This window comes from Arthrobacter sp. SLBN-112 (genome assembly GCF_030944625.1).
In the GTDB taxonomy this organism is placed as follows: Bacteria; Actinomycetota; Actinomycetes; order Actinomycetales; family Micrococcaceae; genus Arthrobacter.
Genome location: NZ_JAUSXY010000001.1, coordinates 3,205,933 through 3,232,067, shown reverse-complemented (window position 1 = coordinate 3,232,067; position 26,135 = coordinate 3,205,933). Strand labels below are relative to the sequence as shown.

The following is a 26,135-nucleotide window of genomic DNA, read 5'->3' as shown; positions in this document are numbered from 1 at the left end:
TCCTAGAGGGTGGCGGCCGTCGGATCCCATTCCTCGGGGAGGGCCTGGGACGTTACGGCGGAGCTGTCAACGCCTACAAAGGTGCGGGTTTCGGCGGACTCGGAAATGGAAACCAGGGTATCGACAACGTGGTAGGCGAGGGCTCCCTGGGCGCGGTGCGGGACACCGGCGCGGAGGGAGCGGGCCATGTCCAGCACGCCCATGCCCCGGCCGTTGGCCGGTCCCGTGGCGCGAATGGTTTCCGCTTCTTCGGCTCCCGCGCGCCAGAGCTTGAGGTCGCCGTCGAAGTAGTTCGGGTCAGGCAGTTCCAGGGTGCCCTCGGTGCCGGTGATCTCCACGAAACCCGTCCGGATGCGCGGGGACTCGAAGCTGTAGACGCTGTGCGACGAGGCACCCCCCTCGAACTGCAGCATCGCGGAGACGTGGGTGGGGACCTCGACGGCGAACTCCTCCCCGGCCTTGGGCCCGGAACCGACCACGCGGACGTCCTTGGCTTTTGACCCGACGGCGGCGACCTTCTGGACCGAGCCGAAAGTCTGGACCAGGGCAGTGATGTAGTACGGGCCCATGTCGAAGAGGGGGCCCGCGCCGTGGGCGAAGAGGAAGGCCGGGTTCGGGTGCCAGGACTCCGGGCCCGGTGTCTGGAACATGGTCAGGGCCGTCAACGGGGTGCCGATGTCACCGCGTTCGATGATCCGGCGGGCCGTCTGCAGGCCGGCGCCGAGGAAGGTGTCCGGTGCGCAGCCCAGGCGAATGCCCGCGGCGTCAGCCGTTTTCAGCAGCGCCAGGCCGGATTCGCGGTCCAGGGAGAACGGCTTCTCGGTCCAGACGTGCTTTCCCGCGTTGACGGCGGCGGTGGCCACCTCAACGTGCGCTGCCGGGATGGTCAGGTTGACGATGATTTCGACGTCGGGATGGTTCAGCGCCGCGTCCACGCCACCCCACCCGGGGATGCCGTATTCCTTCGCTCGGGCCTGGGCGGCTTCCTCGAACAAGTCCGCGATGACGTGGACCTTCAGGTCCGGGAACACCGTCAGGTTGTCCAGGTACGCCTTGCTGATGTTACCTGCGCCGATGACGGCAACGCCCACCGGCCCCCGGCGGGTGGAAGGGGTGGTCTGTTGCGTTGCGGTGCTCATGCGCTCATGTCCTGTGCTGGGTGGAGGTAGGCGAGGCTCTGGGCGATGCCTTCGAAGATGTCGCCGGCGTAGTCGTCGAACTCCACGACGCCCACTTCCAGGGACTTCGCGGCGCCGATGACATCCCACACGGCGATTTTGCCTTGGCCGGCTGGCTGCTGGGCTTTGGTGTCCGTAGTGCCGGGGCCGTCCTTGATGTGGATGAACTTCACACGGTCACCGAGGCGGGCGAGCAGCTCCACGGGGTCCTGGCCGCCGACGGCGGCCCAGTAGGTGTCCACTTCCAGGACCAGTTCCGGGTCCAGGAGGGACTCGAAGTACTCCAGGGCGGTGCGGCCGTCGATGATGGACTCCAGCTCCCAGGCGTGGTTGTGGTAGCCGACGCGGATGCCGTACTCGGCGCCCTTCCTGGCGGCTGCGTTGAGCGTGGCTGCGGTGGCCTGGATGTCTTCGGCTGTCTGCCAGTGCTCGGCGGGCAGGTAGGGGTCAATGACCGTGCTGATGCCCAGTTCCTTGGCGGCGGTGAAGATCCCGTCCTGGTCCTGGCTCATCAGCGGGGCGTGGCCGGAAGGGGCAGTGAGGCCGTTCTCCTTCAGAGCGGCGCCGAGCTCCTTGGCCGTGGCGACGAAGTTGTAGGGTTCAACCTGCGTGTAACCGATCTCGGCAACCCTCTTGATGGTGCCGGGAAGGTCTTCCTGCATTGCATCACGCAGGGTGTACAGCTGGATGGAATAGTGCATTCGTTTCCTTGGTAAAAGGGGGCTGGCAGGTAGGTTTGCTTGGCGGTGGCTACTTGATGCCGGTCGACGCTACGCCTTGGATGAAGAAGCGCTGCAGGGCTATGAACAGGGCAACGATTGGGGCGATGACCAGCACCGCACCTGCCAGCAGCAGGCCGTAGTCTGTTGCGTTCTGGCCGGTCGAGTACAGGGACAAAGCGACGGGCAGCGTGTATTTTTCTTCGCTTTGGGCGGCCACAAGTGGCCAGAGGAAGTTGTTCCAGGAGCCGAGGAAGGTGAGGATCCCGAGGGTTGCCAGCGGAGGCCCGCACAGGGGCATGACGATCCGGGTGAATGTCCGCAGCTCTCCGGCCCCGTCGATTCTGGCTGCCTCGATCAGGGACTCCGGTATCCCCATCATGAACTGCCGCATCAGGAAGACCCCCAGGGGCGAGACCAGGAAGGGCAGGATCAGCGCCGGGTAGGTGTTGACCAGACCCAGCTTGCTGACCATCACAAACAGTGGCACGAAGGTGACCACGCCGGGCACCATGAGGGTGACCATGATGCCCAGGAACAGGACGCGCTTGCCGGCGAAGTCCATTTTCGCCAGCGCGTACCCGACCATCGAGCAGAACAGCAGATTCCCCAGGACTGTAAACACTGCAACGAGAAGGCTGTTCATGAAGAAGCGGTCGATGTGCAGCTCAGTGAACCAGCGCACGTAGTTATCCAGGGTCGGGTCCTGCGGCCACCAGGTCACGGGGCGCCGCAGCAGTTCCCCCTGGGTTTTGAAGGACCCGAGCAGCATCCAGGCAAAGGGCAGAATCGTCGCGGCTCCGGCGAGAACAAGCGCGGCGTAAACCAAGCCCCGCTTTGCCCACTTTGGGGAGAGCTTGGGGCGAGGTGTGGACGGCCGGGCCTTGGGGCGATCCCGCAGCGGTGCGGTTTTTGTATCGATCATTGTCTACTCGCTTCAGTCTTTGGAGCGGAGGGCACGGAATTGGATCAGGCTCAGCAGCGCGATGGCCACGAACAGCACGTAACTGGCGGCCGACGCCAGCCCGTATTTGCCGAATCCGAACTGGTTGAAGGTGAAGTAACTCACCGACAGGGTGGAATCCAGAGGTCCGCCCTTGGTCATCACGAAGGGTTCTTCGAAGAACTGAAGGAAGCCTACGGAGAGCATTACCGCGCCCAACAGCAAGGTGGGCCGCAGGATGGGCAGGGTGATCCGGATAAACCTCTGCCACGCGTTCGCACCGTCAACCTGCGCCGCTTCCAGCACGTCCACGGGAACGTTCTGCAGTCCGGCCAGGAAGATAATCATCAGCGTGCCCATGTTGCGCCAGACAGCCATCATGATCATCGCCGGCATCGACCATTCGGTGCTGTTCAGCCAGTCCGGCCCGGCAACGCCGACCCAGCCCAACACGATGTTCAGAAGCCCGTCCGGTTGAAGGATGAACCTCCACACAACGGCCACAGCCACGATGCTGGTCACGACCGGGGTATAGAAGCCGACCCTGAAGGCGCTTCGGAACCGGGTGATGCCATTGTTCAGCGCCACTGCCAGGGCCAGGCCGGCGGCCATCGTCAACGGGATCCCGACGATCACGAAGTAGCCGGTGTTCAGCAGCGAGTGAAGGAACTGCTGGTTGCCGAAGAGCGCCGCGAACTGGTCCAGGCCGACGAACCCTACGCCGAGGGGATTCCGGATGTCCTTGCTGGTGAAGTCCGTGAAGGACAGCACGAAGGAGGAAAACAACGGGACCAGCATGAAGAAGCCGAAAATGAGGACGAACGGCAAGGCGAACAGCCAGGCAATAACAGACTGCCGGCGGCGTCTGGCGGCAGGGCCGCGACGCTCGGGGGCCCTGGGCGGGCGGACAGCCCGAATGCTGCCCGCCCGCCCGGTTTCAGTGGTGACCATGATTACTTGCCGGTCCCGATTTTGTCCGCGGTCGCCTGGAGCTCCTTCATCGCTTCTGCGGGGTCCATCCCGGCCTTGACGATCTTTTCCAGCTCGGAGTCCGCTGCGCCGGCGACCTCGGTCCAGGTGGAGATCGTGGGCGGGAAGTTGGTGTCCTTCAGCTGCTCACCGAACACGGCGAGTTTCTTGTCGCCTGCCAGCACGGGGTCCTTCCAGGTGCTCTCAACTGCGGGCAGGCTTCCTGAGAGCTTGTACCACTTGGCCTGCACCTCGGGCTTGGAGAACCACTCAGCCAGCTTCCAGGCTCCGTCCCGGTTTTTGGCGTCCTTGAAAACCGTCAGGTTCGATCCGCCGATGAAGGAGGTCCCGGTAACTTTCGTGGGGATCTTCGCCACCATGTACTTGTCCTCGAAACCGGGGCCGCCGGCCTTGTTGATCTGCCCGAGAAGGCCCGGTCCGGCGATCAGCACCGGAGCGGTGCCGTTGACAAAGGCCGCTTCACCGGCGCCGGCCCCCGTCTCGGGCGTCTTGTTGGCCAGTCCATCAGTAAAGAAGCTCTGGTAATACTTCAGCGCTTCGACGATTTCAGGGGTGTCGAAGGTCCACTTGGAGTTGTCCTTGGTGATGAATTCAGCGCCGTTGGACCAAAGGAACGGAAGCATGCCTTGGAAGTCCTTGACCGGCAGCTGGAAGGGTTCCTTTACGCCTGGCTGGGCCTTCAGGGCTTTCGCCATGTCAGTCAGGCCCTGCCAGGTAGTGGGGAATTCGGTATAGCCGGCTTTTTCCGCCAGATCCTTACGGAAAAAGAAGACACGGGTGTCGACGTACCACGGGACACCCACCGCTGTACCGCCGACTTCCGTCGATTTGACCGAAGCGGGCAGGAACCCTGAGGTGTCGATCTCGGCAGGCTTCGGATCGAAGGCGTCACCGAAGTCAGTCATCATCGTCGTGCCCATCTGGGCGATATCCGGTGTAGTACCTCCGGCAATGGCTGCCTGGTACTTGTTGACCGCAGCATCCCAGGGAATCGCCGTGACATTGACCTTCACGCCAGGGTTCTCCGCCTCGAAATCCTTCACGAACGCCGGAAGCAAGTCTGCTTCCCCGCCCTGTGCCCAGAGATTGATCGTGCCGGTGGCGGCCCCGGCCGAGATCGCCCTGCTGGTCGCCTCGCTCTTGGAAGCTTCACTGCCGCCGCGCCCGCAACCTGTCAGCAGTAACCCGGCAACCAGCCCGAGGGCAGCCGCCTTCCTAAGCCGGACACCTGTGTCCGTGGGGGCCTGGATCATGTTCGTTCCCTTCAATCAGGCGCCCAAGGCGCCAACAGTAGACAAGTCCCCCGATTGATGCGCTTAGATAGCTGATCGTTAGCCTCAATGCGCTTAGATCGGTGGCTGAGAGTTAATCTAAGCGCATTAGTGTGACTTTGACAACACTTTTCCCGCAATCGGCGGGTTAGTTTTCCTCTGTGCTGCAGCCGCAGCTTTCGCGCACGGCGAGCCGGACAGGCAGCTGCCTGTGTGCAGGGGCAGTGGCGGTGTCCGTCAGGGCGTCTGCAAGGATTTCGACCGCCGTGCGTCCGATCAGTTCCATCGGCTGGCGAATGGTGGTCAGGGACGGCCGGGCAAGTCGGCCCGCAACGATACCGTCAAAACCGGTGACCGCAACCCGGCCCGGGACCGGGACCCCGGCGGCCTTGAGCGTCTCCATGACGACCAAAGCTTCCTGGTCGTTGGCGCAGACGAAGCAGTCAGGGAGGGAGCCGGAGCCGAGCAGGTCCGCGACAAGCCCGGCAGTCACGGCACTCCCGCCGGGACGGCTCTCCAGAGGCTGCAAAACCTGCAGTCCGTGCGTGCTCAGTGCAGTCCTGAACCCGTTGTACCTGGCCTCTGTCTCGGCGTTGGGGATGCTGACGAACATGAATCTCCGGAACCTGTGAACGCCGATCAGGTGCTCCATCAACTGCCGGACGCCCGAGGCATTGTCTATTGTGACGTGGTGGAGCCTGCTGTCGCCGGATGGGTCGGAAAGTTCAACGACCGGGACTCGGCCAGAGATCCGACGGCTTACCTCGGTGGGAATGGTGCGGGCAAAAACGATCAGGCCGTCCACCCGGCCGGCGATGTCGGTCACTGCCCTTTCACTGCTTGCCTTGTTGCCGCCACCGATCATGAGCGCGTATCCCCGGCTGAAGCACTCCAACTCCACCCCGCGCTGAACCTCGTCCACCCATATCGGAAACAGCCGGTAATCGTCGTCGGGCTCCGAGCCAGCGGTCGCGCCGTCGCCCCCTGCCTCGGGCAGCAGATTCAAGTAGTCGAACGAAAACAGTCCAAGAGCACCCGTCCGGCCCTTGGCCAGCCCGCGGGCGCTGGCGCTGGGCACGTATCCCAGCGCTCGTGCAGCATTCAGGACCGAGTTCCTAGTCGACTCCTTGACGCGGTGAGGCTGCGTGAAAGCAAACGAAACTGTGGCGATCGAAACCCCCGCCTGCTCAGCAACGTCATACACCGTCGGACCCTTGACCATCGTTATTGCTTCCTTCCCCAGAGACTATGCGCTTAACAATAGGCTCTGAAGGAATTGAAGCCGATTCCTCCGCGCTTCTGGACTGACTGAGACTCGTGCTCCCACACGCTCAGCGCGCTGCCTGATAAGAGCGACGTGAGAGCGCTTGTGGCCCGATTTCTCCAGCTACAGGAGGGGATGAACAGGGAGAATTGGTACGCCCGGTACCCGGTTAGTCTCCATCTATGCAGCAGCCGCAGCTTTCGCGGACGGCGAGGCTGACCGGCAGTTGCCTGTGTGCGGGGGATGCCAAGGGATCCGCCAAAGCGTCTGCAAGGATTTCGACGGCGGTGCGCCCGATCAGTTCCATCGGTTGGCGAACGGTGGTTAAAGTTGGCTTCACCAAACGCCCTGCCAGGATTCCGTCGTAACCGGTGACAGCCACCTGGTTCGGGACCCGGATTCCGGCTGCCTTGAGGTTCTCCAACACCACCACGGCCTCCTGATCGTTGGCACAGACGAAACAGTCGGGAAGTGAACCGGAGTCCTGGAGCTCCGCGATCAGCTCAGCGGTTACCGCCCGGGAGTCGGGCCAGCTCTCAAGCGGGGGCTGCGCGTCCAGTCCGTGCGCGTGCAGGGCAGACCTAAACGCGTTGTACCTGACCTCAGTCTCGGCGTTCGGGATGCTGACGAACATGAATTTGCGGAACTTGTGAACGCCGATCAAGTGTTCCATCAGCTGCCGGATGCCGGAGGCATTGTCTATCGTGACACGGTGAAGTCCGCTATCGCCGGATGGGTCAGAGAGTTCAACGACTGGAATCCGAGCCGATATCCGGCGGGCGACCTCCGCCGGAATGGTATTGGGGAAAATGATCAGGCCGTCGACGCGGCCGGCGATGTCGGTCACCGCTCTTTCACCGCTCGCTTTGTTGCCGCCACCAATCATGAGCGCGTAACCACGCCTGAAGCACTCCAGTTCAACACCCCGCTGGACCTCGTCCACCCAAATCGGGAACTGCAGGAAATCATCAGGCGCACCGCCAATCGCAGTACGGTCTGTCTCCGCCTCCGGCAGGAGGTTTAGAAAGTCGAAGGAAAAGAGCCCGAGGGCTCCCGTGCGGCCCTTGGCCAGCCCGCGGGCGCTGGCACTGGGCACATACCCCAACTCGCGCGCGGCAGCCAGCACCGAATTCCTCGTCGTCTCTCTGACACGGTGAGGCTTAGAGTAAGTGAAGGAAACCGTCGCAATCGAAACCCCCGCGAGCTCCGCAACGTCATATACCGTCGGACCCTTGACCATCAATCGCTCCCTTCCCGACAGCCTGTGCACTTAACACTAAGCTGTTACAAAGCGGGAATTACCCACAACACGTCCGGCTTGACGGAGTCGCGGCGATAGCGTCAGGGACTGTAGACAAAGGTACCTCTTCAGGGTGGATAATCACCGTGTTCCGAGACGCCCCCCAATTAATTTGCGTGTCCCCGCGACTGATTGCAGCCACTGGATCGAGAAGGACTACCTTCCCTCAAGCTGCGCTCGTGTAGGTGCGCACAGGATTTCAAAACGAGGCATATTGGTTGCCTGTGTCACATTTCCAGGAAATGACCTCGCTTTCGGGGGCAGAGTAGCTACAACTTTCCGCAGCAACTCGCGAGCATGGGTCGGGGCGGCCTATTGTGCGGCCAGCGTGGTGAGTTTCAGTGAGGAAGCCGTCGCAGTCCCTTCGGAGGCGTAGATCGCCAAGCTGACGCTTTCCGGGTCCGGGAAGATCAGTTCGGTCATGGTGACCTGTCCGTCTTGCGCGAAGATCTCCACTGAGGATTGGTCCACAAAAATGCGCAGATCATATGATCCTCCCGTTGCCCGGGGATAAACGTGGCCTCGATAAGTTGCGCGGCGGTGCCGCCCGCCATAGCGTGGAGGCCTGCCTCGAGGTTGAGGCCTGTGTACGTGACACCGTGCTCGGGAGCCGTATCGGCTTCGCAGACGGCCCGCTGGCTGAGGCGGAGTTGTCCGTTGGAAGTGATGGGTGAAACCTCGCGCGCGAGCGACATCGGGCTGCGCCAGGGTGAGGTCGGGATGTCGTTGCCGTACTGCCAGTTGTTCATCCACCCGAGCATGAGCCGGCGTCCGTCCGGGACGTTGTTGAAGGACACCGCGGCGTAAAAGTCCCTTCCCCAGTCGAGCCAGAGGTATTCGCTCAGGCGCGCTGGATCCTGCAGGCCCTCGGTGACGGTGGTTGCCGAGCTGAACCTCACGCCGTCGAAGTGGCCGACGAAGTACTGTCCGGCGGAGCCTCCGTTGGGGTCGCCGGGATTAAGGTTGACGGTGAGGACCCTTTTGATGTTGTCCTCATTTCCATCCAGGGGCAAGGGGAAACGGTCCGGGCACTCCCATACGCTCCGTGTACCGTTGGCGGGTCCGAAGCTGCTGAGATCTTCCCACGTTTTCAGGTCATCGGAGCGGTCGAGGACCACCTTGTGCTCCCGGGCTTCGACGGCGACCATGACCCAGCAGCTGCCGGCCGGACCGCTGTAGCGGAAGACCTTCGGGTCCCGGAAGTTGCGGACCGACGGTCCAGGACCGGGTTGGCGTGGTACTTCGTCCAGGTGTACCCGCCGTCGGTTCTCCACTGGAGCGACTGGGCTCGGTGCCCGTAGTGGGGTGAGTCCTGTTTGAACGCGCTGGTGTAGATGGCCACAAGAGGGGAAGCCATGGGGCCTCCGAGTCCGCTGGTGTTGAACTCGTCCCATACGATGCTGCCCGAGAAGATGTCTTCGGAATCTTCGCAGCTGATGGCGACCGGCTGCTCGGTCCAGGTCAGGAGGTTGGTCGAAGTGGCATGGCCCCAGGACATGTTTCCCCAGACGTTCCCGAACGGGTTGTTCTGGTAATACAGGTGGTATATGCCCCCGTGGAAGATCAGCCCGTTGGGATCGTTCAGCCATGTGTTCTTACAGGCATAGTGGAATGCCGGTCGGAATGCTTCTCACGGGGGAAGAAGCAGCTGTCATGGCTTGGGGTCCTCTTTCATCGTGCAGTTGGATGTGAAACCGGGCTTCGGCAGCGTGGCCCTTGGCCGGCGGTTGGAGAGAGTGCGGAGACCAGGAGGGGCTTTTGTGGCGCCCGTAGATGAACTCGCCTCCGGAACCTGTCGGCAGCAAGCCCGGGCGGCCCTGTCATACGGGGCCAGAAACCAGTGGTTGATTCGATTATGCGCTTAGATCCTATCTGCCTGCTCTTCTTGGTGTTTGTGTGTTGCACGTTGGCCATGCTGATCGAGTACAAGTTGGGGTCCGGCGGTGGTGATACGGCCCGCTAGACTCTCTTCATGCGCAGAACGTCGGCACGAGGCCCCGACGCCGCTGGGAGGGAGCGCGTACTTATCCTGTCAGCAGGGGTAGGAGCGGGCCACAACAGCGCCGCGGCGGCGGTGCAGCAGGCGTGTGCCGCGCGCGCCGACATCGACGAGGTGCAGGTGCTGGACGTGCTGCAGGTGAGCAGCGTGCTCTACCGCACACTGCTGGGCAAGGGTTACTTCGTCCTGGTCGAGGACTTGCCCTGGCTGGTCGAGTGGGGCTACGACATCAACGACCGTCCGTTCCGGCGGCGGGGCCCAGTAGACCCCTGGACACGGGTGAACGCTCTTCCGGTGATCGGTGCGATCAAGCGTTTCCGGCCGACGGCGATCGTCTGTACGCACTTCCTGCCAGCCCAACTGCTGGCGTCACTGCTCCTTCGCGGCGTGATTGACGCGAGGACCGCCGTCGTTACAACGGACTATGATTTCCAGGGCCTGTGGCTTACGGGCGCGTTCCACGCGCTCTTCCTGGCCAGGGAGGAGGGGAGGGTGGAACTGATGGCGCTGGGTTTGCCCCCCGACCGCGTCGCGGCCACGGGAATCCCGATCGCTACCCAGCTGAACGTAGCGCCTGCGCGCGATGCAAACGAGCCCCCGATGTTGCTGATCTCGGCGGGTGCGACTGGCGGCGACTATGCCGTCTCGGTCGTGCGGCAGACGCTGCACATGCGGTCGTCCTTCACGGCCACGGTCATGTGCGGACGCAACAATGCGCTGCGGCAGCGTATCGAGCAGCTGGTGGCGCCCGCTGGCGACCGCTACCGCGTGCTCGGCTTCACGGCGGAGATGCCGCAGCTGCTGCGCCGCGCCGACCTGTTTGTGGGCAAGCCGGGCGGCCTGTCGGCGTCAGAGTGCATGGCTGCAGGACTGCCCATGGTGCTTGTGAACACCATCCCGGGGCAGGAGGTTCGCAACGGCGACTACCTGATGGAACAGGGGGCGGCGGTCCGCTGCAACACTCCCGCGACGATCGGCTGGAAGATCGACGAGCTGCTGCGGGAGCCGGGTCGCCTGCGGCGGATGCAGGCGGCGGCGTGGAGAACGGGCCGCCCTAACGCTGCAGCGGACGTGCTGACAGGACTGCTGGACGGGCCGTCCCGTCCCCTGGTCGTGACACGTGCAGCGCAGAAGACGATCCTCGCCGAGAGCGAGCGGCGCGTCGTTGCGACGGATCTGACGGGACCCTCCTCGCTGGTCCGCATGGTCGACTTGGCTGGGGCCAGCACGGTCGCGCTGCTGCGCGCCGAGGAGCTGGGAGATCTGCAGAAGCGGTATGCCACCCCGGACGGGGGTCTGGTCCTGCGGCGCGGCGACGCGCTCATGTCGCTCAGGGGAGAGGAGCGGCGGCTGCTCCGCGCCATTCTTCGGGGGGACGACGAGCTGCCCGTCCGCGTCGAGGGGTCCTCGCCACCCCCTCGCATCGTTCCCGCGGGACCGGCGGGCCACGACCCATAAGGACTGAATTGCTGCAGTCACCGGAGGAGTTATGAAGGACAGGACGCCCGTCAGGCCGTGCAGGCAGCTATCTGCCAGGTGACCCCCGACGTCGAGCTTGAAAACCTCGCCGGCCGCGTCCGGCTGCGACAGGACCTGGAGCTCGACTCACTCGACTTTCTCCACCTCGTGGAAATCATCGCAAAGACATGGGCGTGGACATTCCGGAACGCGACTATCCGGCTGTGGCAACGGTTGACGGCATGGTCAACTACCTGGCCAGCCACGGCTCAAGGCAACTTGGCCGACCAAGATGGTAGCCCTCTGCCGCTGTCATCGCAATCGGGTGCCATACCTGCTGTGCTCGACATTGCCATTGGGTGTCCACTGTTGTGTGCTCACCAGGTCTCCGGCAGCACATTTGCGTGGCGACCGCTGCTGTGTGAATCCCGGGGACAGGAGCTGGCCAGCTGCCTGGAACAGCACGGCGGTGATGGTGTGGGCAGGGCCGCTGCGCCGGTACGGTCCATGAACCACTGCCGGTGTCTTCGGGGGCGCCGGCTGCGCTGCTTGGTCCGAAAGGTGCGCAGGGACTTCCAATACCCCGTCGGAGTAGGTGGCCTTGATATCTCGTTCCTTAACATCGTCGGGAAGCGGGATGCTGCGGCTGAAGGGTCCGTACCGGAATTCGCACCGGAAGCGCTGGGAGTCAAACAGTCTGTCCAGGGAGTGCAGCAGCCCAGACGGGGTGCATAACATGGATGCAGGTAGATTATGGGCGAACCGGCGTGGCAGGTAGATGTCTGTGACGGATCCTGTTGGGTCGCCCAGGCGCCGGTCAAGGGGGTCAGCGGGCAATGAAAGCCATTGCCCACAAAGACTGATGTCTCCCCAGCCACAACTGCAGCAGCAGTGGCCGCTCGTCTGTCGGTCTTCCCGCGGAACCCCGCATAGAGCAGATAGACCATGCAGGCCTCGATGCTAAACCAAGCCTGAGTATGAAAGCCTTTAACTGCCCGAAGGGCCCACTTGGTTGTTTCCCATGTTGTCAAGAGGAACACAGCCGGCGGCCGCTGCTTAGGGTATTCCGGCCCGATAGCCTGAACCTGATCTGCTCATCATCGAGTGGGGGAACCGATGAAGCGCTTTGCCGCACTGCTCCTTGTGCCACCGCTTATGCTGACCGGGCGTGTGCACCCAGGTCATTGTCGCGCACGTCAGCCCGATCCCCGGCAAAACAAGTTGACCGGCGCACCGTGATGCTGGCCTCTTTAGCGGCCGAAAGGGAATAGTTGGGGCGGGTTTGGGCTTGTTCAAACTGAGGCGCCGACCGCTGGATGCCTCGTTCGAAAGGACCCTCTTGCCTATAGCTTTCATTCCCTTCTCCATGAGCGTCTCCGTCCGTGACGAGCACCGCCGCACCTTCCGCACCGACATTGAGCGACTATCTGACGGACACCTCCGCTGGACGCCCCTGGACGTACTCAGGTCAACGAACACCCAGGCTGTATTCCGCGGCGCCGTCCAAAAGGGACCGCATACCGCCACCGATGCAAGCCTTTCCCGGTACCTGGAGGACCGTCTCGCTGCCGAGAACATCCACCTGGATCTCTTCGTCACCATCGACCGGTAAACCGATGTTCGAAGCCCCGGACCACGTACGCGGCTCGCTGCCGCGCCCGGTCAGGGGAAGAGGCTCCGGGGACCCTCATGGATTTCGGCCATCGTCCACGCGTCGAGGGAAAGTATCTGGGCCGCGCCTTCGGCGGCAAGCCTGACTTGTTCCCCGCCGAGGGTGGGGTAAACGCGGGCCGTGAGCGGGATTCCGTTGGCAAAAATTTCGACGGCGGATCGGTCCAGGATGACACGCAGGTGCACCCGCCCTTCGGGCATGGGGACGGGTCCGGCCTTCTCTTCCACATCAACGGTGGGATCGAGGCTGCTTCGCGCGCGGTCCAGGCGGAGCGTGCCGTTGGTGGAGCCGTCGGTTGCCCTGAGCAGCTCGATGACGGTTTCCTCGTCGGGTATGGCGGAGGTAAGCGTGTCCGTGGAGCCCAGGACGCCCAGCCGCAGCTGGGCGCCCGGTGCCAGTTGGAGGTCCAGTTCGAGGTCGAGTTGCGTGCCGGACAAGCCAAGTTCCAAGGCCGCCGATGTACTGGACAACGTCTGTCCGGGCAGACTCACATGGTCACGGCGCAGCTTCTTGATTTCCGGGACGGGTGCGAAGCGGAGTGTACCGTCGCCGGCCGCCGTGACGATCCGCGGCAGGCTCATGACTCCTGACCAGCCGGCCTCCACCATGGCGGTATCACTTCGGCCTTCCTGCATCCAGCCGAACATGACACGTCGGCCCGATTCATCCTGGAACGATTGCGGCGCGTAGAAGAACCGGCCTCCGTAGTCGAGACGGTGCAGCGCTGCGGGCTCGAAGGTATCCCCGGCATACCTGCCGGTCCAGTACAGCGGGTGGCGGGTGTCGCCGTCGTCCCATGCGGAAAAGACCAGCACATCGGGGGATCCATCAGAAGGGGCAGACCCCAGCGAACCCTTCCCTGCCCGGAACAGGTCCACGCATTCCCACATGGTCCCCGTCCAATCGTTGTCCTCAGGATCGCCCTGCGAGGCATCGCCGATGAACAACGGCCCGATGTAATCCCACGATCGCAGGTTCGAGGACTCGTACAAGAACGCCGTTCCGCCGCGCCCACGAATGCCTGAACCCACCAACTGCCGCCACTTCGTTCCCTCACGCCAGACGCAGTGATCCCGGTACGCCGTGATGTCCACGCCAACCGGCGGCGCTGCGATCACAGGGTTTCCGGGGTCCTTGGTCCAGGTCAGAAGGTCCGGTGACCCTACGGCGACGCAGGGCAGCTCCTTGCCCTCTAACCGCCCCGAATAAACCAGGGTGGGGGTGCCGTCGTCGTTCACCAGGACCCCGGACCAGCAGCCCTCGGCATCGGGCCCTGCGGACGGTTCCAAGGCAACAGGCTGGTCCGTCCACGTGATCAGATCGGTGCTGGTGGCATGACCCCACCGAATGCGGTGGTGGAAAGCGCCTTCTGGGTTGTACTGGTAAAAGAGGTGGTACGTGCCGTTCCATTGACTGACGCCGTTGGGATCGTTGAGCCAACCGGCGGGTGACACGAAGTGGAAGCGTGGCCGGAGAGGATCGGACTCGGCGCGGCCAACCAGCTCATCCTGAGGCACGGTGGCGAGCGGGTGGGTCAGTTCAGTCATGCGGAGGCCTTTTCGTGAGTGTTCGACGCCGGGAGGTTGGGTGGCGTCGGTTCGCCCGCCAGTGCATGGCCGTCGCTACCAGCCCACGGCTGGTAGCGGTGGCAGCGCACCCAATGGCGCTTTTCGCGGTCTCCAACCTGATGGCGCACGGGTTCCTCGGCCGAACAGGCCTGGTTCGGGTCGCCGTCGTAAGCGCAATGCGCCGACGCCATGACCGCTTGCCGCAGTTCGGCACGACGGACAGGATCATACGAACCTGCCCTGGCGGGGTCCGGGACAGCCGAAACGAGGAGTTGCGTGTAGGGGTGGCCGGGGTTTGAGAGCAAATCCAGGGACTCGCCTTCTTCGACGAGTTCCCCGGCGAACATCACCGCTGTCCGGTCTGCCAGGTAGCGGGCGGACGCGAGGTCGTGGGTGATGTAGAGCATGGAGATGCCCTGCTCGTCGCGGAGCTTTCGCATCAGGTTCAGCACGCCGATCCGGACTGAAACATCCAGCATGGAGGTGGGTTCGTCGGCCAGGATGACTTGTGGTTCAACGGCGAGGGCGCGGGCAATCGCAACCCGCTGGCGCTGACCGCCGGAGAGCTCGTGCGGGTAGGAGTTCAGCATGTCCGCCTGCAGGCCAACGGTGGTCATAAGCTCTTCGAGACGGCGGTGGGTCTCCGTCTCGGAGCCGCCGCCCTTCCGGTGGATCGCCAGCGACCTCCGCAGGAAGTGCTCCACTCTGTGGGCAGGATTCAGCGAGCCGAAGGGGTCCTGGAAGACCATCTGCAGTTGGGAGCGGAAGGCTCGTGATGCTTGGAAGCGGTCGCGCTTGAGGACGTCGACGCCGTCGATCAGGATCTCGCCGGAGCTCGGCTTTTCCAGCCGGGCAACGCAGCGGGCGAGGGTGCTTTTGCCCGACCCGGACTCTCCCACGAGGGCAACGATTTCGCCGCGGCCAATGGTCAGGTCGATGCCGTGCAGGGCCCGGACGGACCCCTGGGAGAACAGGCCACCGATGGGGAAAGACTTGCCCAGTCCGCGGACCTCGAGGGCGGGCGTTTGGGTGGAAACGTCTGGACGTGGTGAAGACTGAACAGCGTGGCTCATCGTGCGGCTCCTTCCATGATGGCAGCGTCAGCCGCCGAAGCGTCGGCACTGACAGGTGCCACGAAGTGTCCGGGTGCCACTTCGGTGAGGTCCGGGATATTCCGGAACTTCACGCCGTCGGGCAGTCCCGTCAACGGAACCCGCGGACCGGTGAGCGGCGGGAACGCACCCATCAGCGCCCGGGTGTAGGGGTGGCGGGGGTCGGCGTAGACGTCCTGGGCCTTCGCGGTCTCCACGATCCGGCCGCCGTACATCACGGCCATGCGGTGCGAGAGTTCCACCATGAGGGACATGTCGTGGGTGATGAAGAGGACGGAGAAGCCCAGTTCGCGCTGGAGTTCCTTGATTTGGGCCATGATTTCCTGTTGCACCACCACGTCCAAGGCCGTCGTGGGTTCGTCCAGGATCAGCAGCGAGGGCTTGAGCGCCACGGCCATCGCGATCACCGCGCGCTGGCGCATGCCGCCCGAAAGCTGGTGCGGGTAGGACTTCAGGCGTGCGGGGTCGATCCTCACGAGTTCGAGCAGTTCACCCGCGCGCCGCAGGGATTCCTTGCGCGAGTAGCCGGCATGGGTGGTGAAGATGTCCACGATCTGTTCGCCGATGGTCAGCACGGGATTGAGCGAGTTCATCGCTGACTGGAAGACCATGGCCACGTCCTGCCACCGGAAGCGCCGCAGCTCATCCGGGGTCATGGCCAGGACGTCTTTGCCACCAAAGGAAATGCTGCCGCCGGCGATCTTCGCGGGATCCTTCAGGAGCCGCATGATTGAGTTGGCGATAGTGGATTTCCCGCAGCCGGATTCTCCCGCGAGGCCGAACACCTCACCAGTGCCGATGCTGAAGGAAACGCGGTTGACGGCGGTGGTGGAGCGGGTGTCACCGATGTACTCGACGGTGAGGTCCTTGACGTCCAGGACCGGTTCGTGGGAGCCGAAGGAGACTTGGGAGATGGTCATTTGGCGGCGCTCCTTTCGGTATCTTTCGGGGTTTTGATCTTCCGCAGCCGCGGGTTGGTGACCTCGTCCACGGCGTAGTTGATGAGGGCAAGGGCGAAGGCGACCAGCGCGATGCAAACGCCCGACGGGACGAACACCCACCAGCTGCCGGTGAGCAGGGCACCTTCGTTGCCGGCCCAGAAGAGGTTGTTGCCCCAGGACACTGTGCTGACATCGCCCAGGCCCAGGAACTCCAGTCCCGCTTGGGCACCGATGCCGTAGATGACGCAGGCCAGCAGGGTGCCCATGACGATCGATGCCATGTTGGGCAGGATTTCGCGGAACATGATCCGGCCGGCCCGTTCGCCGGACACTACGGCCGCGGCCACGAAGTCCTTGGAGCGGATGGATAATGCCTGTGAGCGCAGGACGCGTGCTGAGCCTGCCCAGCCGGTGACGACGAGGACAAGAATCACGGTGCCCAGCCCCGGAGGCAGGAACGCGGCCAGGATGACCAGCAGCGGCAGGCCGGGAAGGAGCAGGAAGACGTTGGTCGCCAGGGACAGTGCTTCGTCGATGAACTTGCCGAAGTACGCGGAGGCCAGTCCCACCAGGATCCCGATGAAAGTGGAGGCGAAGCCCACGGTCAGCCCCACGAACAGGGAACTCCGGGAGCCGTGGACAGTCAGCGCGAGCACGTCCTGGCCTTTGGCTGTCGTTCCCAGCCAGTGCTCGGGAGAGGGTTCCAGGGAGGCCATGTCGGTGATCCGCGACGGGTCGCCCGGGAAGAGCACCGGTGCGAGCAGGGCCAGTGCAATGAAGACGAGCATCACGGCCGTCCCCGTCATGGCCTTTTTGTTGGTGCGGAGGCCGTGGACGAAGCTGCGGTTGGGCTTGCGGGCAGCTGTGGGCTCAGTGGGCTGCTTCAGAATTGCGGTTGTCATGATGGGTCCCTCAGTTGTTGCGCACGCGCGGGTCGAGGCGGACGTAGAGGACGTCCACCATGAAGTTGGCCAGCAGCACGGCGGCGGTGATGGTCAGGAACAGGCCCTGCATGAGCGGGTAGTCGAGGCCTTGGACGGCGTTGAGGAGCTGGTAGCCGACGCCGGGATACGCGAACACCACCTCGGTCAGCATGGCACCGCCCACCACGAAGCCCAGGCTCATGCCGAAACTGGTCACGGAGGGGAGCATGGCGTTGCGGGCTGCGTAGCGGAACATGATGCGTCCCGGACGTAGTCCCTTGGCCTCGGCCATGGTGATGTAGTCCTCGGAGTTGGTGGCGATCATCGTGTTGCGCATGCCAAGCATCCACCCGCCAATCGACACCAGCACGATTGTCAGCGCTGGAAGCACCAAGTGGGCGCCGACGTCGGAAAGGAACTCCGAGGTGAAGCCGGGTTCCGCACCGTCACTGAACGCGTGGCGCAGCGGCGACCAGCCCAGGATCACTCCGAACAGGTACAGCGCGCCCATAGCCAGCCAGAAGTATGGGAAGGAGCCGATGAAGATCAACACTGGCGGCAGTGCGGAGTCGATTGCGCCGCCCCGCCGCCAGGCGGCCAGGATGCCGAGCAAGTTACCTGCGACGGCGGCAATTACCAGTGCGGTGCCGCCGAGCAGGAGGGTCCAGCCGATCTGGGCGGCGATGACCTCGGTGACCGGGGCGGGGAAGCGGGAAATCGAAATGCCCATGTTGCCAGTGACAATGTTGTGCAGATAGTCGATGTACTGCTCCCAGATGGGACGGTCGTCCACACCGAGCAGCTTACGCAGTGCGTCGATCTGTTCCGGCTGCATCTTGCCCTGGGTACGGGCAAACATGCGCGAGACGGGATCCCCGGGCATGAAGCGCGGGAGCAGGAAGTTCAGGGTGATGGACGCCCAGAAGGCGATCAGGTAGAAACCCAGTCGGCGCAGGATAAAGCGCACGGTTTCCTCCATTCAGGTATTGCGGCAATGGGGAGGGGGCGGCATGCCCGGCGCGGTGATCCGGCGCCGGGCATGCCGGGCTGCTGAGCCCTGCGGGGCCCAGCTGTTACTTGCGCGGTTCCAGAGTGGTGAGAATCAGCACCGTGGTAGGAGAACGATCGGAAAGTGTGGCATAAGGGTTGTCCTGGGACGGCCACCCTGTGAAGTGAACGTCCGTGTAGTCGCCCCATTCAGGTCCTGAGAACAGCGGCACCAGCGGGGCGGCATCGTTGTATTCTTCCTGGAGCTTGTACGCGACGTCCTTCTGCTTGGCTTCATCGCCGGCGGCAACGAAATCCTGCAGGAGCGCATCGGCTTTGGGGTCACCAAAGCGGTGGTAGTTGTCGAAGGTCTTGGTGCCGACCGGCTTTACTGTGGCGCTGCCCATGGCGTTGTTGAAGTATTTGAACGGGCTGGGATCGTTGGCGCTCCAGACAATGCCGGAGTCAAACGTGCCCTGTTCATAGCCGGCCACCACGGAGGCCCAGTCCGGGGAGTCCACCTTGGCCGTGACCCCCACTGCTTGGAGGTTCTGTGAGATCACGTTGGCCACGGACAGCCAGTCGGAGGAGCTGGCGCCCACGGAGATCTTGAACTCGAAAGGCGTTCCATCCTTCAAGGTGCGCTTGCCGTCGGCCCCCTTGGGGTAGCCTGCTTCGTCCAGGACTTTGTTGGCTTCGTCCACATTGAGCTTGGTCCAGCTGCAGTTGTCCTTGACGGCCGGGTTCTTCCACTTCTCGTAGTTACCGGAAAGGCCGGTGCAGTCGGCCGGCTGGGCGTAGCCGCTCATCCCGATCTTGGTCACCTGGTCGCGGTCCACGGCCATACTGAGCGCCTTGCGCACCTTTGGGTCGTTAAACGGAGCCTTGGTGGTGTTGAGCTGCCAATTGATCATGGCACCCGTGGGCGGGAACCAGTAGTGGCGGTGCTCTTTATCTTTGGAGATAAAGGTCTTCTCGATGTTGGGGATGAACTGGGTGGACCAGTCGACATCCCCGTTGACGCTGGCCAGATTGGCTGCGTCGTTGCCGGACATTGCAAGCATCTTGATGCCAGCAATCTTCTGTTTTTCCGGCTGCCAGTAGTTGGGGTTTTTCTTGAGTGTGTAGGACTGAGCCTGGAAGGAATCGACCTCCGTGTAAGGTCCTGTTCCCACGGGCGTGGCGTTGGCGTCCTTAGCCGGGTCGGCGATCGCAGACCAGATGTGCTTGGGCAGAATGGGTAGCTGGCCCACCTCGTAGAGCGCCGGAGACCAAGGCTTGTTGAAGGTGAAGGTCACCTTGTTGGTTCCTTCGGCGGTGGCGCCGACGAGGTACTCGTAGCCGCCCTTGAGCTTCTTCTGCAGCTCGAACGTGTAGGCGACGTCGTCGGCCACGAGTGGCTTGCCATCGGACCACTTCACGCCGTCGCGCAGGGTGAAGGTGATGGATTTGCCGTCAGCAGCAGTCTTCCATTCGGTGGCGAGCCACGGCGTCGTGTCTCCCTTGGCCGGGTTGAAGACCAAAAGGGGTTCGTAGATCGCCTGGTTGACCATGGGATTCACCGCGGGCGCAAAAGGATTGAAGTTGCGGTCGAACGTGCTCATGTCTTCCCGCGGGATGGTGAGCATGGCGTTCGTGTTGTCCGAAGTCGAGGAGCTTGTGCCTGATTTGTTGACGGTGGCCGAACAGCCGGTCAGCATCAGTGCGCCTACCGCCAGGCCGGCCGCGGTGATGCGGGCAGACCTCAGGAATCGGGGTTGTGTCATGATGGGTATCTCTTTCCTATCTTCATCAGCAAGGTGAAGGGGTGGGGGAGGGGTTGCTCTTCGCTATTGATTTCGCGGTCAGACCGAAGAGCGTTCTAGCAGCGGACAGTCGACTAATTGCTGGTCGGCAATTATCGGCTGTCCTGCTGTCAGGGCTGCGAGCGTCTGGACTCCCAGGGCGCCCATTTTTTCGAATGGCAACGCAACTGTGGTCAGCTTGGGCCTGAGGTAGGCCGCAATCAGTTCCTGGTTGTCGAAGCCGATCACGGCGATGTCTCCGGGGATGGTCAGCCCCCGTTCCTTGATGGCGTCGTAAGCGCCCATCGCCATGCGGTCGTTGAGGCAGAACAGCGCGGTTGGCCTGTCCTCCTGTGGGTAGCGGTCCAGGATGCGGCACGCGGCCTCATACCCGCCGTCCGCCGTTGCATATCCAGACACCACGAGCTCGGGGTCCAGCTCCAGTCCGGCTTTGGCGAGTGCTTCGCGTGCACCCGCCAAACGCCCGATTGCTGCGGGAATGTCCGGATCCAGGTTGATGACTCCGATCCTGCTGTGGCCCGCCTGGAGCAAACGTTCGACGGCGACACGGCCCCCGGCACGTTCGTCCGGGACGATCGAGGGCAGCTTGCCATCGGCGTCGAAGCAGTTGATCAGGACGGTGGGTACTTCCTTGGTGCTTTCCGGCACGTGCACGCCACGGTGGAACGTGGCTGCGTAGAGAAGTCCTTCCACGCGCTGCTCCAGCAGCTTCTCGGTCGCGGCGTCTTCCAATCCCTGGTTGGGTCCTACGGCATCGGCCTGGTCGGAGGGTGCGATTAGCAGGAACTTGCGGTCCAGCCAGGCCTGGTCTTGTGCACCCTTGATGATGTCGACGGCGAACGGTGCCGTCACAATCTCGGTGACAATCCCGTACCAGTCACTTCGCTGGGATGCCAGTGCACGTGCTCCGGCATTAGGGCGGTAGCCCAAGGCCTGAACAGCTTCGTTGATCCGGGCGCGGGTTTCCTCGGAGATGCTGGCATTCGCGCGGTTACTCAGGACGAACGAAACCGCGGTCCGGGAAACGCCGGCGTGCTTGGCAACATCGTTCATGGTGACACCCCGCTGCCGCGCAGCGGCGGCATGATTCGAGGTAGTGGTCTTCGCCATTGAATGCTCCGTTGTGGGGGTGATGCTGCCAGGATAAGTAACGCGCGTTACTCAGTGCGTGTGATAGAGGTTACGCGCGTTACTGGAATGGTGTCAAGGGGCACCTTGCGAACTTCACCGCCATCGCCTTCATTGACGCAGCCTGTGCTGGATGGAGGCCTTCATTGCCGGCGAGGACCGGATGGCGGAGAAGTTCTGCAAGCGCTTGCGTTCAACGCCGCCATCGACCTAGCATGGGCGCATGACAGCTAGCGTGGAATTGGTCGCCGAGATGGCAGGTGTCTCTGTATCGACGGTCTCTCGGGCCCTTCGTGACATTCCGGGCGTATCCGCGGCCACCCGCAAGCGCGTGCAGGACCTGGCGCGCCAACTGGGCTATTCGGCGTCTCCTGCTGCTTCGCGGCTCGCGACGGGCCGGACGCAGACCGTCGGCATTGTGGTGCCGGTCCTGGCGAAGTGGTTTTTCGGAAAGGTCATCGGCGAAGCAGCGCATACGCTCCGGGAAGCCGGGTTTGACGTGCTCCTTTTTGAGCTGGCCACCCTTGCCCAGCGGGAGCGGTTCTTCGGCGGTGCGCATCTGCATGGCCGGACTGACGGGGTCATCATCATCGCGCTACAGCCCACCAAGGGCGAGCTGGAATCGCTCGCTTCCCAAGGCCAGGCAGTGGCGTTGCTTGGTGCGGAAGCGCAGGGCATCGGATCAGTATCAGTGGACAACGTCAGCGCCGGGCGGGCTGCCGTGAGGCACTTGCTAAATCTGGGCCACGAACGGATCGCATTCATCGGCATCCGTGATGACGACGGCAGCAACCTCGGCGGTGTCCCTCCCTTGCAGCGGCTCACGGGCTACCGGGAGGCCCTCTCCACGGCCGGGCTGCCCCAGGACAGGACGCTTGAACAGTTTGATGAGAACAGTGTGGCCGGGGGCGCCCTCGCCATGTCGCGGCTGCTGGTCACGGACCAGGTCCCCACGGCAGCCTTTGTTGCCTCCGATGAGATGGCCTTCGGTGCACTCAAAGTCCTCCGGAAGGCTGGCTTGGATGTTCCCCGGGATTTCTCCGTGCTGGGGTTCGACAATCATGAGCTCTGTGACGTCGTGGACCTTACAACCATGGACCATGAAGTAGCCGAACAAGGACAGAACGCCGCCCGGATCCTCCTGGACATCCTGAAGGGAGGGCCCCCTGCTGCCCTCGTGCGTCCTGCGCGCCTGGTTGTGCGGGAGACCACTGCACCTCCCCGTGCACTGCGCTTACCTGCCAGCACCCCGGATTCTCCCCCTTCCGCCGGACACCCCGGCAACCCTTGAAAGGAAACTTCATGCAATACCGCAAACTCGGCACCAGCGGCATGTACGTTAGCGCCATAGCACTGGGCAACTGGGCTACGCATGGCGAAACCGTGGAGCAGGACCTCGCCACGGAATGCGTCCGCAAGGCGCTGGATCTGGGCATCACCACTTTTGATACCGCGGACGCCTATGCCGGCACCAAGGCCGAATCCATGCTCGGCGAGGCCCTGAAGGGAGTCCGCCGCGAAGGCGTGGAAATCATGACCAAGGCGTTCTTCCCCACGGGACCGGGCAAGAATGACCGCGGGCTGTCCCGCAAGCACGTGATGGAATCGATCGACGGTTCGCTGAGGCGTCTGCAGATGGATTACGTGGACGTTTACCAGGCTCATCGCTACGACTACGAAACCCCGCTGGAGGAAACCATGGGGGCCTTCGCGGACATCGTCCATGCCGGAAAAGCCCACTACATCGGCGTGTCCGAATGGACCGTGGAAGAGATCCGGGCCGGCGCAGCGCTGGCGGCCGAACTGGGCATCCGGCTGGTGTCGAGCCAACCGCAGTACAACATGCTGTGGCGTGTGATCGAGTCCGAGGTAGTGCCGGTCTGTGACGAACTGGGGATTACGCAAGTCTGCTGGTCACCGCTGGCCCAAGGGGTGTTGAGCGGCAAATACGGTACTTCCACAGCGCCGGCCGGCAGCCGTTTCAGCGACGAAGACGGCGGATTGAAGACCGAGCACAGGTTCCTGCAGCCGCAGGTGCTGGAACGGGTTGAAAAGCTCAAGCCGATAGCCCAGGAGCTGGGCGTGCCATTAGCCACCTTGGCCGTAGCCTGGGTGTTGGCCAACTCAAACGTTTCCGCAGCGATTGTCGGCGCCAGCCGCCCCGAACAGCTCGACGAAACAGTCAAAGCTGCCGGATTGGTCCTGGAACCCGAAACGCTTGAACTGATCGACGATGCTCTTGGCGATGTCGTGGAGCGCGACCCTGCAAAGGTCGAGTCTTTCCCGGAGCGGGTTTAGGCCGGCGGCCGCGGTGACCTATGGGCGGCGCGGCCAAGGCAGGTTCTTGGCGGGGAGGGCCAGTTGCTACGAGTAGGAATGCAGTTGGGGCTGATGCTGAAGCTTTGCGCGGAGTTCATCTTCAGTGGGCGGCCGGGCACCGGCCCTGGATACGGTGATCGCGGCCGCAGCGGCCGCTGTGTGTCCGAGCTGGTCAAGGACCGAGGGCGCGAAGCCAGCGGTTGCCCGGGTGAGGAGTCCCAGGATCAGGGCTGACATGTAGGAGTCGCCGGCCCCGATGGTGTCAACCACAGGGGTCTTTACTGCAGGAATGGTGAGGGACGTGGCGGGCGTTGCGAGCAATGATCCTGATGAGCCCCTGGTGATGACAGCCAGCTCCGCTCCCAGATTCAGGATGTATGTCGCGGTGTCCTCCAGGGCCTTTTCCGGGTACAGCCATTCGGCGTCCTCGTCGCTGAGTTTGACGACAGTGCTGAGGTGCACCAGTTCCTCGAACGTGCGCCGTGCTTCCGCATGGGTTCCCAGCAGGGCCGGCCTGATGTTGGGGTCGTAGGTGATGATGCACTCGCTGCGGAGTTCCTGGAGGATGGCTTTGACCCTGCCGGCGCCCGGTATGAGGAAACTCGCGATGGAACCGGTGTGGACCACCTTCGGCGGAGGAAGTGCAGGATCCAGGGGTTCCACGTCCCACGTGACGTCGAAAGCGTAGTCCGCCGAGCCGTCGCGGGCGATGGTGGCGGTCGCCGTCGACGTTTTCTCCAACGACCGGGCGCCGGGCAGGATCATCACGCCGGCGCCGGTGAGGTGCTCTTCGAGTGCATCACCACGGCGGTCAGCGCCCATGGAAGTGAGCAGCCCCGTGCTGACTCCAAGACGGGCCAGGCCGTAGGCGACATTGGCCGGCGACCCGCCGGGATACTCATGCGTCCCCTCCGGGGTGGTGACGACGTCGGTCAGGGCTTCCCCGACAACGACGACGTCCAACACCTGCCGCGGAGGGTACGGTTTGCCGTTGTTATCCATTTTTTTATTGTTCCTTGCTGTGGGTGCCGCGCTACGCGAGCTGCGTGACCTGGAGGCTGCTGATGGTTGCAGCACCGCCGGTGGCGTAAACGGCTAGGTCGGCGCTGGTCTCTGCCGGGAAAATCAGTTCGGTCATGGTGACCTGGCCGTCCTGGGCGAAGACTTCAACGGAGCAGCGGTCCACGTAAATGGTGAGGTCGTAGGTTCCCTGCATCGCCAGGATGGGGGCGGTGTCGATGGAGCTGAAGGAGGGGTGGAAATCTGTCCGCCCGGATTCCCGGCGATCCACGAACAATGTGGCTTGGTGCGGCCGGATGCCCACGCGGGTTCCCTTCGCGCCGTCACCACGCAGGATGAGGCCGAATTCCTCTGCGCTCCCGGGTGCGAAGCTCACGTCGATGCGCTGGACCGTGCCTTCCGCGCCATCAAGAAACCGCACGTCGTCGTCGATGGTGGTTCCGGAAAGGCAGAACGACTCCGAGCCCGCCAAGGTAGTCCGGTCATTCGCGGGCTGCTGGACCAGGCACAACTTTCCGTCGTTTGTCTGGAGTGAAATTTCCCGGGGGAGGCTCATGGGGCTGCGCCATGGTGTGGTGGGGATGCTGTTGGCGTATTCCCAATTGTTCATCCAGGCGATCATGAGCCGGCGGTTGTCCGGGGCGTCGCTGAAGGAGACGGCGGCGTAATAGTCCCGTCCCCAGTCCAGCCATCGGTAGTCCCCGAGCCGGTCAGGGTCCTGGAGGCCTTCGGTTACGGTGCTCGTGGAGGTGAATGTGGCCCCGTCAAAGTCGCCGATAAAGTACTGGCCGGCTGAGCCCTTGTTGGGCCCGCCGGGGTTGAGGTTGACGGTGAGGACCCACTTGAGGTTTGCCGGATCGCCGTCCACGGGCAGCGGAAGCAGGTCGGGGCATTCCCAAACGCCACCGGTGGCGTTTGCAGGGCCAAAAGTGCTCAGGAGTTCCCAGCTTTTCAGGTCGTCGGATTTGTAGAGGACCACTTGGAAGTCTTTGGCTTCGACGGCGACCATCACCCAGTAGCTGCCCGCGTCGCCGTCGTACCTGAAGACCTTGGGGTCGCGGAACTCGGCGGACCCGCGGCTCAGTACGGGGTTGCCTGCGTATTTCGTCCAGGTGTAGCCCCCGTCCAGGCTGTAGGCCAATGACTGGGCCTGGACGCCCTCGTGCAGTGAACCCGTTTTGAAGGCACTCGTGTAGATCGCCACGAGCGGGGCGACGGACCCGCTGCCGAAACCGCTGGTGTTGTGACGGTCGTAGACGATGCTGCCGGAAAAAATGTCTTCGTCCTCGTCACAGGCAATGGCGACCGGGTGTTCGGTCCAGGTGAGCAGGTCGGTAGAGGTGGCGTGACCCCAGGACATGTTTCCCCACGTGTTTCCCAGCGGGTTGTTCTGGTAGTAGAGGTGGTAGAGGCCGTCATGAAAAATCAGGCCGTTGGGGTCGTTGAGCCAGGTGTCTTTCGCGGTGTAGTGCAGGGTAGGGCGGTAGCTGCCTGCTGTGCCGGCCGTATGAGTCGAAGTAAGTGTCTCCACAAGGGTC

Annotated in this window: 22 protein-coding genes and 1 pseudogene; 4 read left to right on the top strand and 19 right to left on the bottom strand. The window is 63.2% G+C overall.

All coding sequences use genetic code 11. The features are described 5' to 3' along the window. Window positions 1–2: 2 nt before the first annotated feature. The 9 genes and pseudogenes from QF050_RS15115 to QF050_RS15080 all read right to left on the bottom strand — a co-directional run bounded on the left by QF050_RS15115 (window position 3) and on the right by QF050_RS15080 (window position 9,214). Window positions 3–1,139: a Gfo/Idh/MocA family oxidoreductase gene (locus tag QF050_RS15115; protein WP_308931153.1), complete on the bottom strand. Its 1,137-nt coding sequence runs from the start codon at window positions 1,137–1,139 to the stop codon at window positions 3–5. After that, window positions 1,136–1,879: a sugar phosphate isomerase/epimerase gene (locus QF050_RS15110; RefSeq protein WP_308931152.1), complete on the bottom strand. Its 744-nt coding sequence runs from the start codon at window positions 1,877–1,879 to the stop codon at window positions 1,136–1,138. The genes QF050_RS15115 and QF050_RS15110 overlap by 4 nt, the downstream gene beginning before the upstream one ends. A gap of 49 nt (window positions 1,880–1,928) precedes the next feature. Continuing rightward, window positions 1,929–2,822 (bottom strand): carbohydrate ABC transporter permease, encoded by an 894-nt coding sequence (locus QF050_RS15105; RefSeq protein ID WP_308931151.1) that lies wholly within the window; start codon window positions 2,820–2,822, stop codon window positions 1,929–1,931. A gap of 12 nt (window positions 2,823–2,834) precedes the next feature. Beyond that, a complete protein-coding gene (locus QF050_RS15100) occupies window positions 2,835–3,791 on the bottom strand; it encodes a sugar ABC transporter permease (RefSeq protein WP_308931150.1) in 957 nt (318 codons plus the stop codon). A gap of 2 nt (window positions 3,792–3,793) precedes the next feature. Then, window positions 3,794–5,083 (bottom strand): sugar ABC transporter substrate-binding protein, encoded by a 1,290-nt coding sequence (locus QF050_RS15095; RefSeq protein WP_308931149.1) that lies wholly within the window; start codon window positions 5,081–5,083, stop codon window positions 3,794–3,796. Between the two features lie 166 nt (window positions 5,084–5,249). Next, complete coding sequence (locus QF050_RS15090) at window positions 5,250–6,323, bottom strand: LacI family DNA-binding transcriptional regulator (protein ID WP_308931148.1); 1,074 nt, start codon at window positions 6,321–6,323, stop codon at window positions 5,250–5,252. Window positions 6,324–6,534: 211 nt separating this feature from the next. Further along, window positions 6,535–7,605: a LacI family DNA-binding transcriptional regulator gene (locus QF050_RS15085; RefSeq protein WP_308931147.1), complete on the bottom strand. Its 1,071-nt coding sequence runs from the start codon at window positions 7,603–7,605 to the stop codon at window positions 6,535–6,537. Between the two features lie 372 nt (window positions 7,606–7,977). After that, window positions 7,978–8,142, bottom strand: a complete 165-nt coding sequence (locus tag QF050_RS20355; RefSeq protein WP_374121575.1) for a GH32 C-terminal domain-containing protein — start codon at window positions 8,140–8,142, stop codon at window positions 7,978–7,980. Further along, a pseudogene (locus tag QF050_RS15080) lies at window positions 8,085–9,214 on the bottom strand (glycoside hydrolase family 32 protein). Before QF050_RS15080 ends, QF050_RS20355 begins: the two are co-directional and overlap by 58 nt. 423 nt (window positions 9,215–9,637) lie before the next feature. On the opposite strand from QF050_RS15080, the gene QF050_RS15075 reads away from it, so the two are divergent. Beyond that, window positions 9,638–11,122, top strand: coding sequence for a glycosyltransferase (locus QF050_RS15075; RefSeq protein WP_308931146.1), 1,485 nt, complete (start codon window positions 9,638–9,640; stop codon window positions 11,120–11,122). Window positions 11,123–11,434: 312 nt separating this feature from the next. On the opposite strand, the gene QF050_RS15070 is transcribed toward QF050_RS15075, so the two are convergent. Then, on the bottom strand, window positions 11,435–11,860 hold the full coding sequence (locus QF050_RS15070) for an Hsp20/alpha crystallin family protein (protein ID WP_308932183.1): 426 nt from the start codon (window positions 11,858–11,860) through the stop codon (window positions 11,435–11,437). A 601-nt stretch (window positions 11,861–12,461) separates the two neighbouring features. Here QF050_RS15070 and QF050_RS15065 point away from each other — a divergent pair. Beyond that, window positions 12,462–12,734 (top strand): hypothetical protein, encoded by a 273-nt coding sequence (locus QF050_RS15065; protein WP_308931145.1) that lies wholly within the window; start codon window positions 12,462–12,464, stop codon window positions 12,732–12,734. A 50-nt stretch (window positions 12,735–12,784) separates the two neighbouring features. On the opposite strand, the gene QF050_RS15060 is transcribed toward QF050_RS15065, so the two are convergent. From QF050_RS15060 to QF050_RS15030, 7 genes are all read right to left on the bottom strand, one after another. Further along, a complete protein-coding gene (locus tag QF050_RS15060; RefSeq protein WP_308931144.1) occupies window positions 12,785–14,341 on the bottom strand; it encodes a glycoside hydrolase family 32 protein in 1,557 nt (518 codons plus the stop codon). After that, entirely contained in the window at window positions 14,338–15,435 is a 1,098-nt protein-coding gene (locus tag QF050_RS15055) for an ATP-binding cassette domain-containing protein (RefSeq protein ID WP_308931143.1), read from the bottom strand. Before QF050_RS15055 ends, QF050_RS15060 begins: the two co-directional genes overlap by 4 nt. Continuing rightward, window positions 15,432–16,394, bottom strand: coding sequence for an ABC transporter ATP-binding protein (locus QF050_RS15050; protein WP_308931142.1), 963 nt, complete (start codon window positions 16,392–16,394; stop codon window positions 15,432–15,434). Before QF050_RS15050 ends, QF050_RS15055 begins: the two co-directional genes overlap by 4 nt. Continuing rightward, window positions 16,391–17,317, bottom strand: a complete 927-nt coding sequence (locus QF050_RS15045; RefSeq protein WP_308931141.1) for an ABC transporter permease — start codon at window positions 17,315–17,317, stop codon at window positions 16,391–16,393. The genes QF050_RS15050 and QF050_RS15045 overlap by 4 nt, the downstream gene beginning before the upstream one ends. A gap of 10 nt (window positions 17,318–17,327) precedes the next feature. Continuing rightward, window positions 17,328–18,305 carry an ABC transporter permease gene (locus tag QF050_RS15040; RefSeq protein ID WP_308932182.1) on the bottom strand — a complete coding sequence of 326 codons (978 nt, stop codon included), beginning with the start codon at window positions 18,303–18,305 and terminating at the stop codon, window positions 17,328–17,330. 106 nt (window positions 18,306–18,411) lie between these two features. Beyond that, a complete protein-coding gene (locus tag QF050_RS15035; protein ID WP_308931140.1) occupies window positions 18,412–20,091 on the bottom strand; it encodes an ABC transporter substrate-binding protein in 1,680 nt (559 codons plus the stop codon). 78 nt (window positions 20,092–20,169) lie between these two features. Next, window positions 20,170–21,240: a LacI family DNA-binding transcriptional regulator gene (locus tag QF050_RS15030; protein ID WP_308931139.1), complete on the bottom strand. Its 1,071-nt coding sequence runs from the start codon at window positions 21,238–21,240 to the stop codon at window positions 20,170–20,172. 241 nt (window positions 21,241–21,481) lie between these two features. Between QF050_RS15030 and QF050_RS15025 the strand changes: the two genes are divergently transcribed. Beyond that, window positions 21,482–22,549, top strand: coding sequence for a LacI family DNA-binding transcriptional regulator (locus tag QF050_RS15025; protein WP_308931138.1), 1,068 nt, complete (start codon window positions 21,482–21,484; stop codon window positions 22,547–22,549). Window positions 22,550–22,560: 11 nt separating this feature from the next. Further along, entirely contained in the window at window positions 22,561–23,556 is a 996-nt protein-coding gene (locus QF050_RS15020; protein WP_308931137.1) for an aldo/keto reductase family protein, read from the top strand. Window positions 23,557–23,622: 66 nt separating this feature from the next. On the opposite strand, the gene QF050_RS15015 is transcribed toward QF050_RS15020, so the two are convergent. Both QF050_RS15015 and QF050_RS15010 read right to left on the bottom strand, forming a co-directional pair. Beyond that, the gene (locus QF050_RS15015) at window positions 23,623–24,579 is read right to left on the bottom strand and encodes a carbohydrate kinase (RefSeq protein ID WP_308931136.1); all 957 of its coding nucleotides are present in this window, start codon (window positions 24,577–24,579) and stop codon (window positions 23,623–23,625) included. 31 nt (window positions 24,580–24,610) lie between these two features. Beyond that, window positions 24,611–26,128, bottom strand: coding sequence for a glycoside hydrolase family 32 protein (locus QF050_RS15010; protein ID WP_308931135.1), 1,518 nt, complete (start codon window positions 26,126–26,128; stop codon window positions 24,611–24,613). Window positions 26,129–26,135: the final 7 nt, after the last annotated feature.

Bases quoted from the DNA above. Each gene is read 5' to 3' on its own strand.
- QF050_RS15115 (WP_308931153.1), bottom strand. From the start codon at position 1,139: ATGAGCACCGCAACGCAACAGACCACCCCTTCCACCCGCCGGGGGCCG.
- QF050_RS15110 (WP_308931152.1), bottom strand. From the start codon at position 1,879: ATGCACTATTCCATCCAGCTGTACACCCTGCGTGATGCAATGCAGGAA.
- QF050_RS15105 (WP_308931151.1), bottom strand. From the start codon at position 2,822: ATGATCGATACAAAAACCGCACCGCTGCGGGATCGCCCCAAGGCCCGG.
- QF050_RS15100 (WP_308931150.1), bottom strand. From the start codon at position 3,791: ATGGTCACCACTGAAACCGGGCGGGCGGGCAGCATTCGGGCTGTCCGC.
- QF050_RS15095 (WP_308931149.1), bottom strand. From the start codon at position 5,083: ATGATCCAGGCCCCCACGGACACAGGTGTCCGGCTTAGGAAGGCGGCT.
- QF050_RS15090 (WP_308931148.1), bottom strand. From the start codon at position 6,323: ATGGTCAAGGGTCCGACGGTGTATGACGTTGCTGAGCAGGCGGGGGTT.
- QF050_RS15085 (WP_308931147.1), bottom strand. From the start codon at position 7,605: ATGGTCAAGGGTCCGACGGTATATGACGTTGCGGAGCTCGCGGGGGTT.
- QF050_RS15075 (WP_308931146.1), top strand. From the start codon at position 9,638: ATGCGCAGAACGTCGGCACGAGGCCCCGACGCCGCTGGGAGGGAGCGC.
- QF050_RS15070 (WP_308932183.1), bottom strand. From the start codon at position 11,860: ATGTTATGCACCCCGTCTGGGCTGCTGCACTCCCTGGACAGACTGTTT.
- QF050_RS15060 (WP_308931144.1), bottom strand. From the start codon at position 14,341: ATGACTGAACTGACCCACCCGCTCGCCACCGTGCCTCAGGATGAGCTG.
- QF050_RS15055 (WP_308931143.1), bottom strand. From the start codon at position 15,435: ATGAGCCACGCTGTTCAGTCTTCACCACGTCCAGACGTTTCCACCCAA.
- QF050_RS15050 (WP_308931142.1), bottom strand. From the start codon at position 16,394: ATGACCATCTCCCAAGTCTCCTTCGGCTCCCACGAACCGGTCCTGGAC.
- QF050_RS15045 (WP_308931141.1), bottom strand. From the start codon at position 17,317: ATGACAACCGCAATTCTGAAGCAGCCCACTGAGCCCACAGCTGCCCGC.
- QF050_RS15035 (WP_308931140.1), bottom strand. From the start codon at position 20,091: ATGACACAACCCCGATTCCTGAGGTCTGCCCGCATCACCGCGGCCGGC.
- QF050_RS15030 (WP_308931139.1), bottom strand. From the start codon at position 21,240: ATGGCGAAGACCACTACCTCGAATCATGCCGCCGCTGCGCGGCAGCGG.
- QF050_RS15025 (WP_308931138.1), top strand. From the start codon at position 21,482: ATGACAGCTAGCGTGGAATTGGTCGCCGAGATGGCAGGTGTCTCTGTA.
- QF050_RS15020 (WP_308931137.1), top strand. From the start codon at position 22,561: ATGCAATACCGCAAACTCGGCACCAGCGGCATGTACGTTAGCGCCATA.
- QF050_RS15015 (WP_308931136.1), bottom strand. From the start codon at position 24,579: ATGGATAACAACGGCAAACCGTACCCTCCGCGGCAGGTGTTGGACGTC.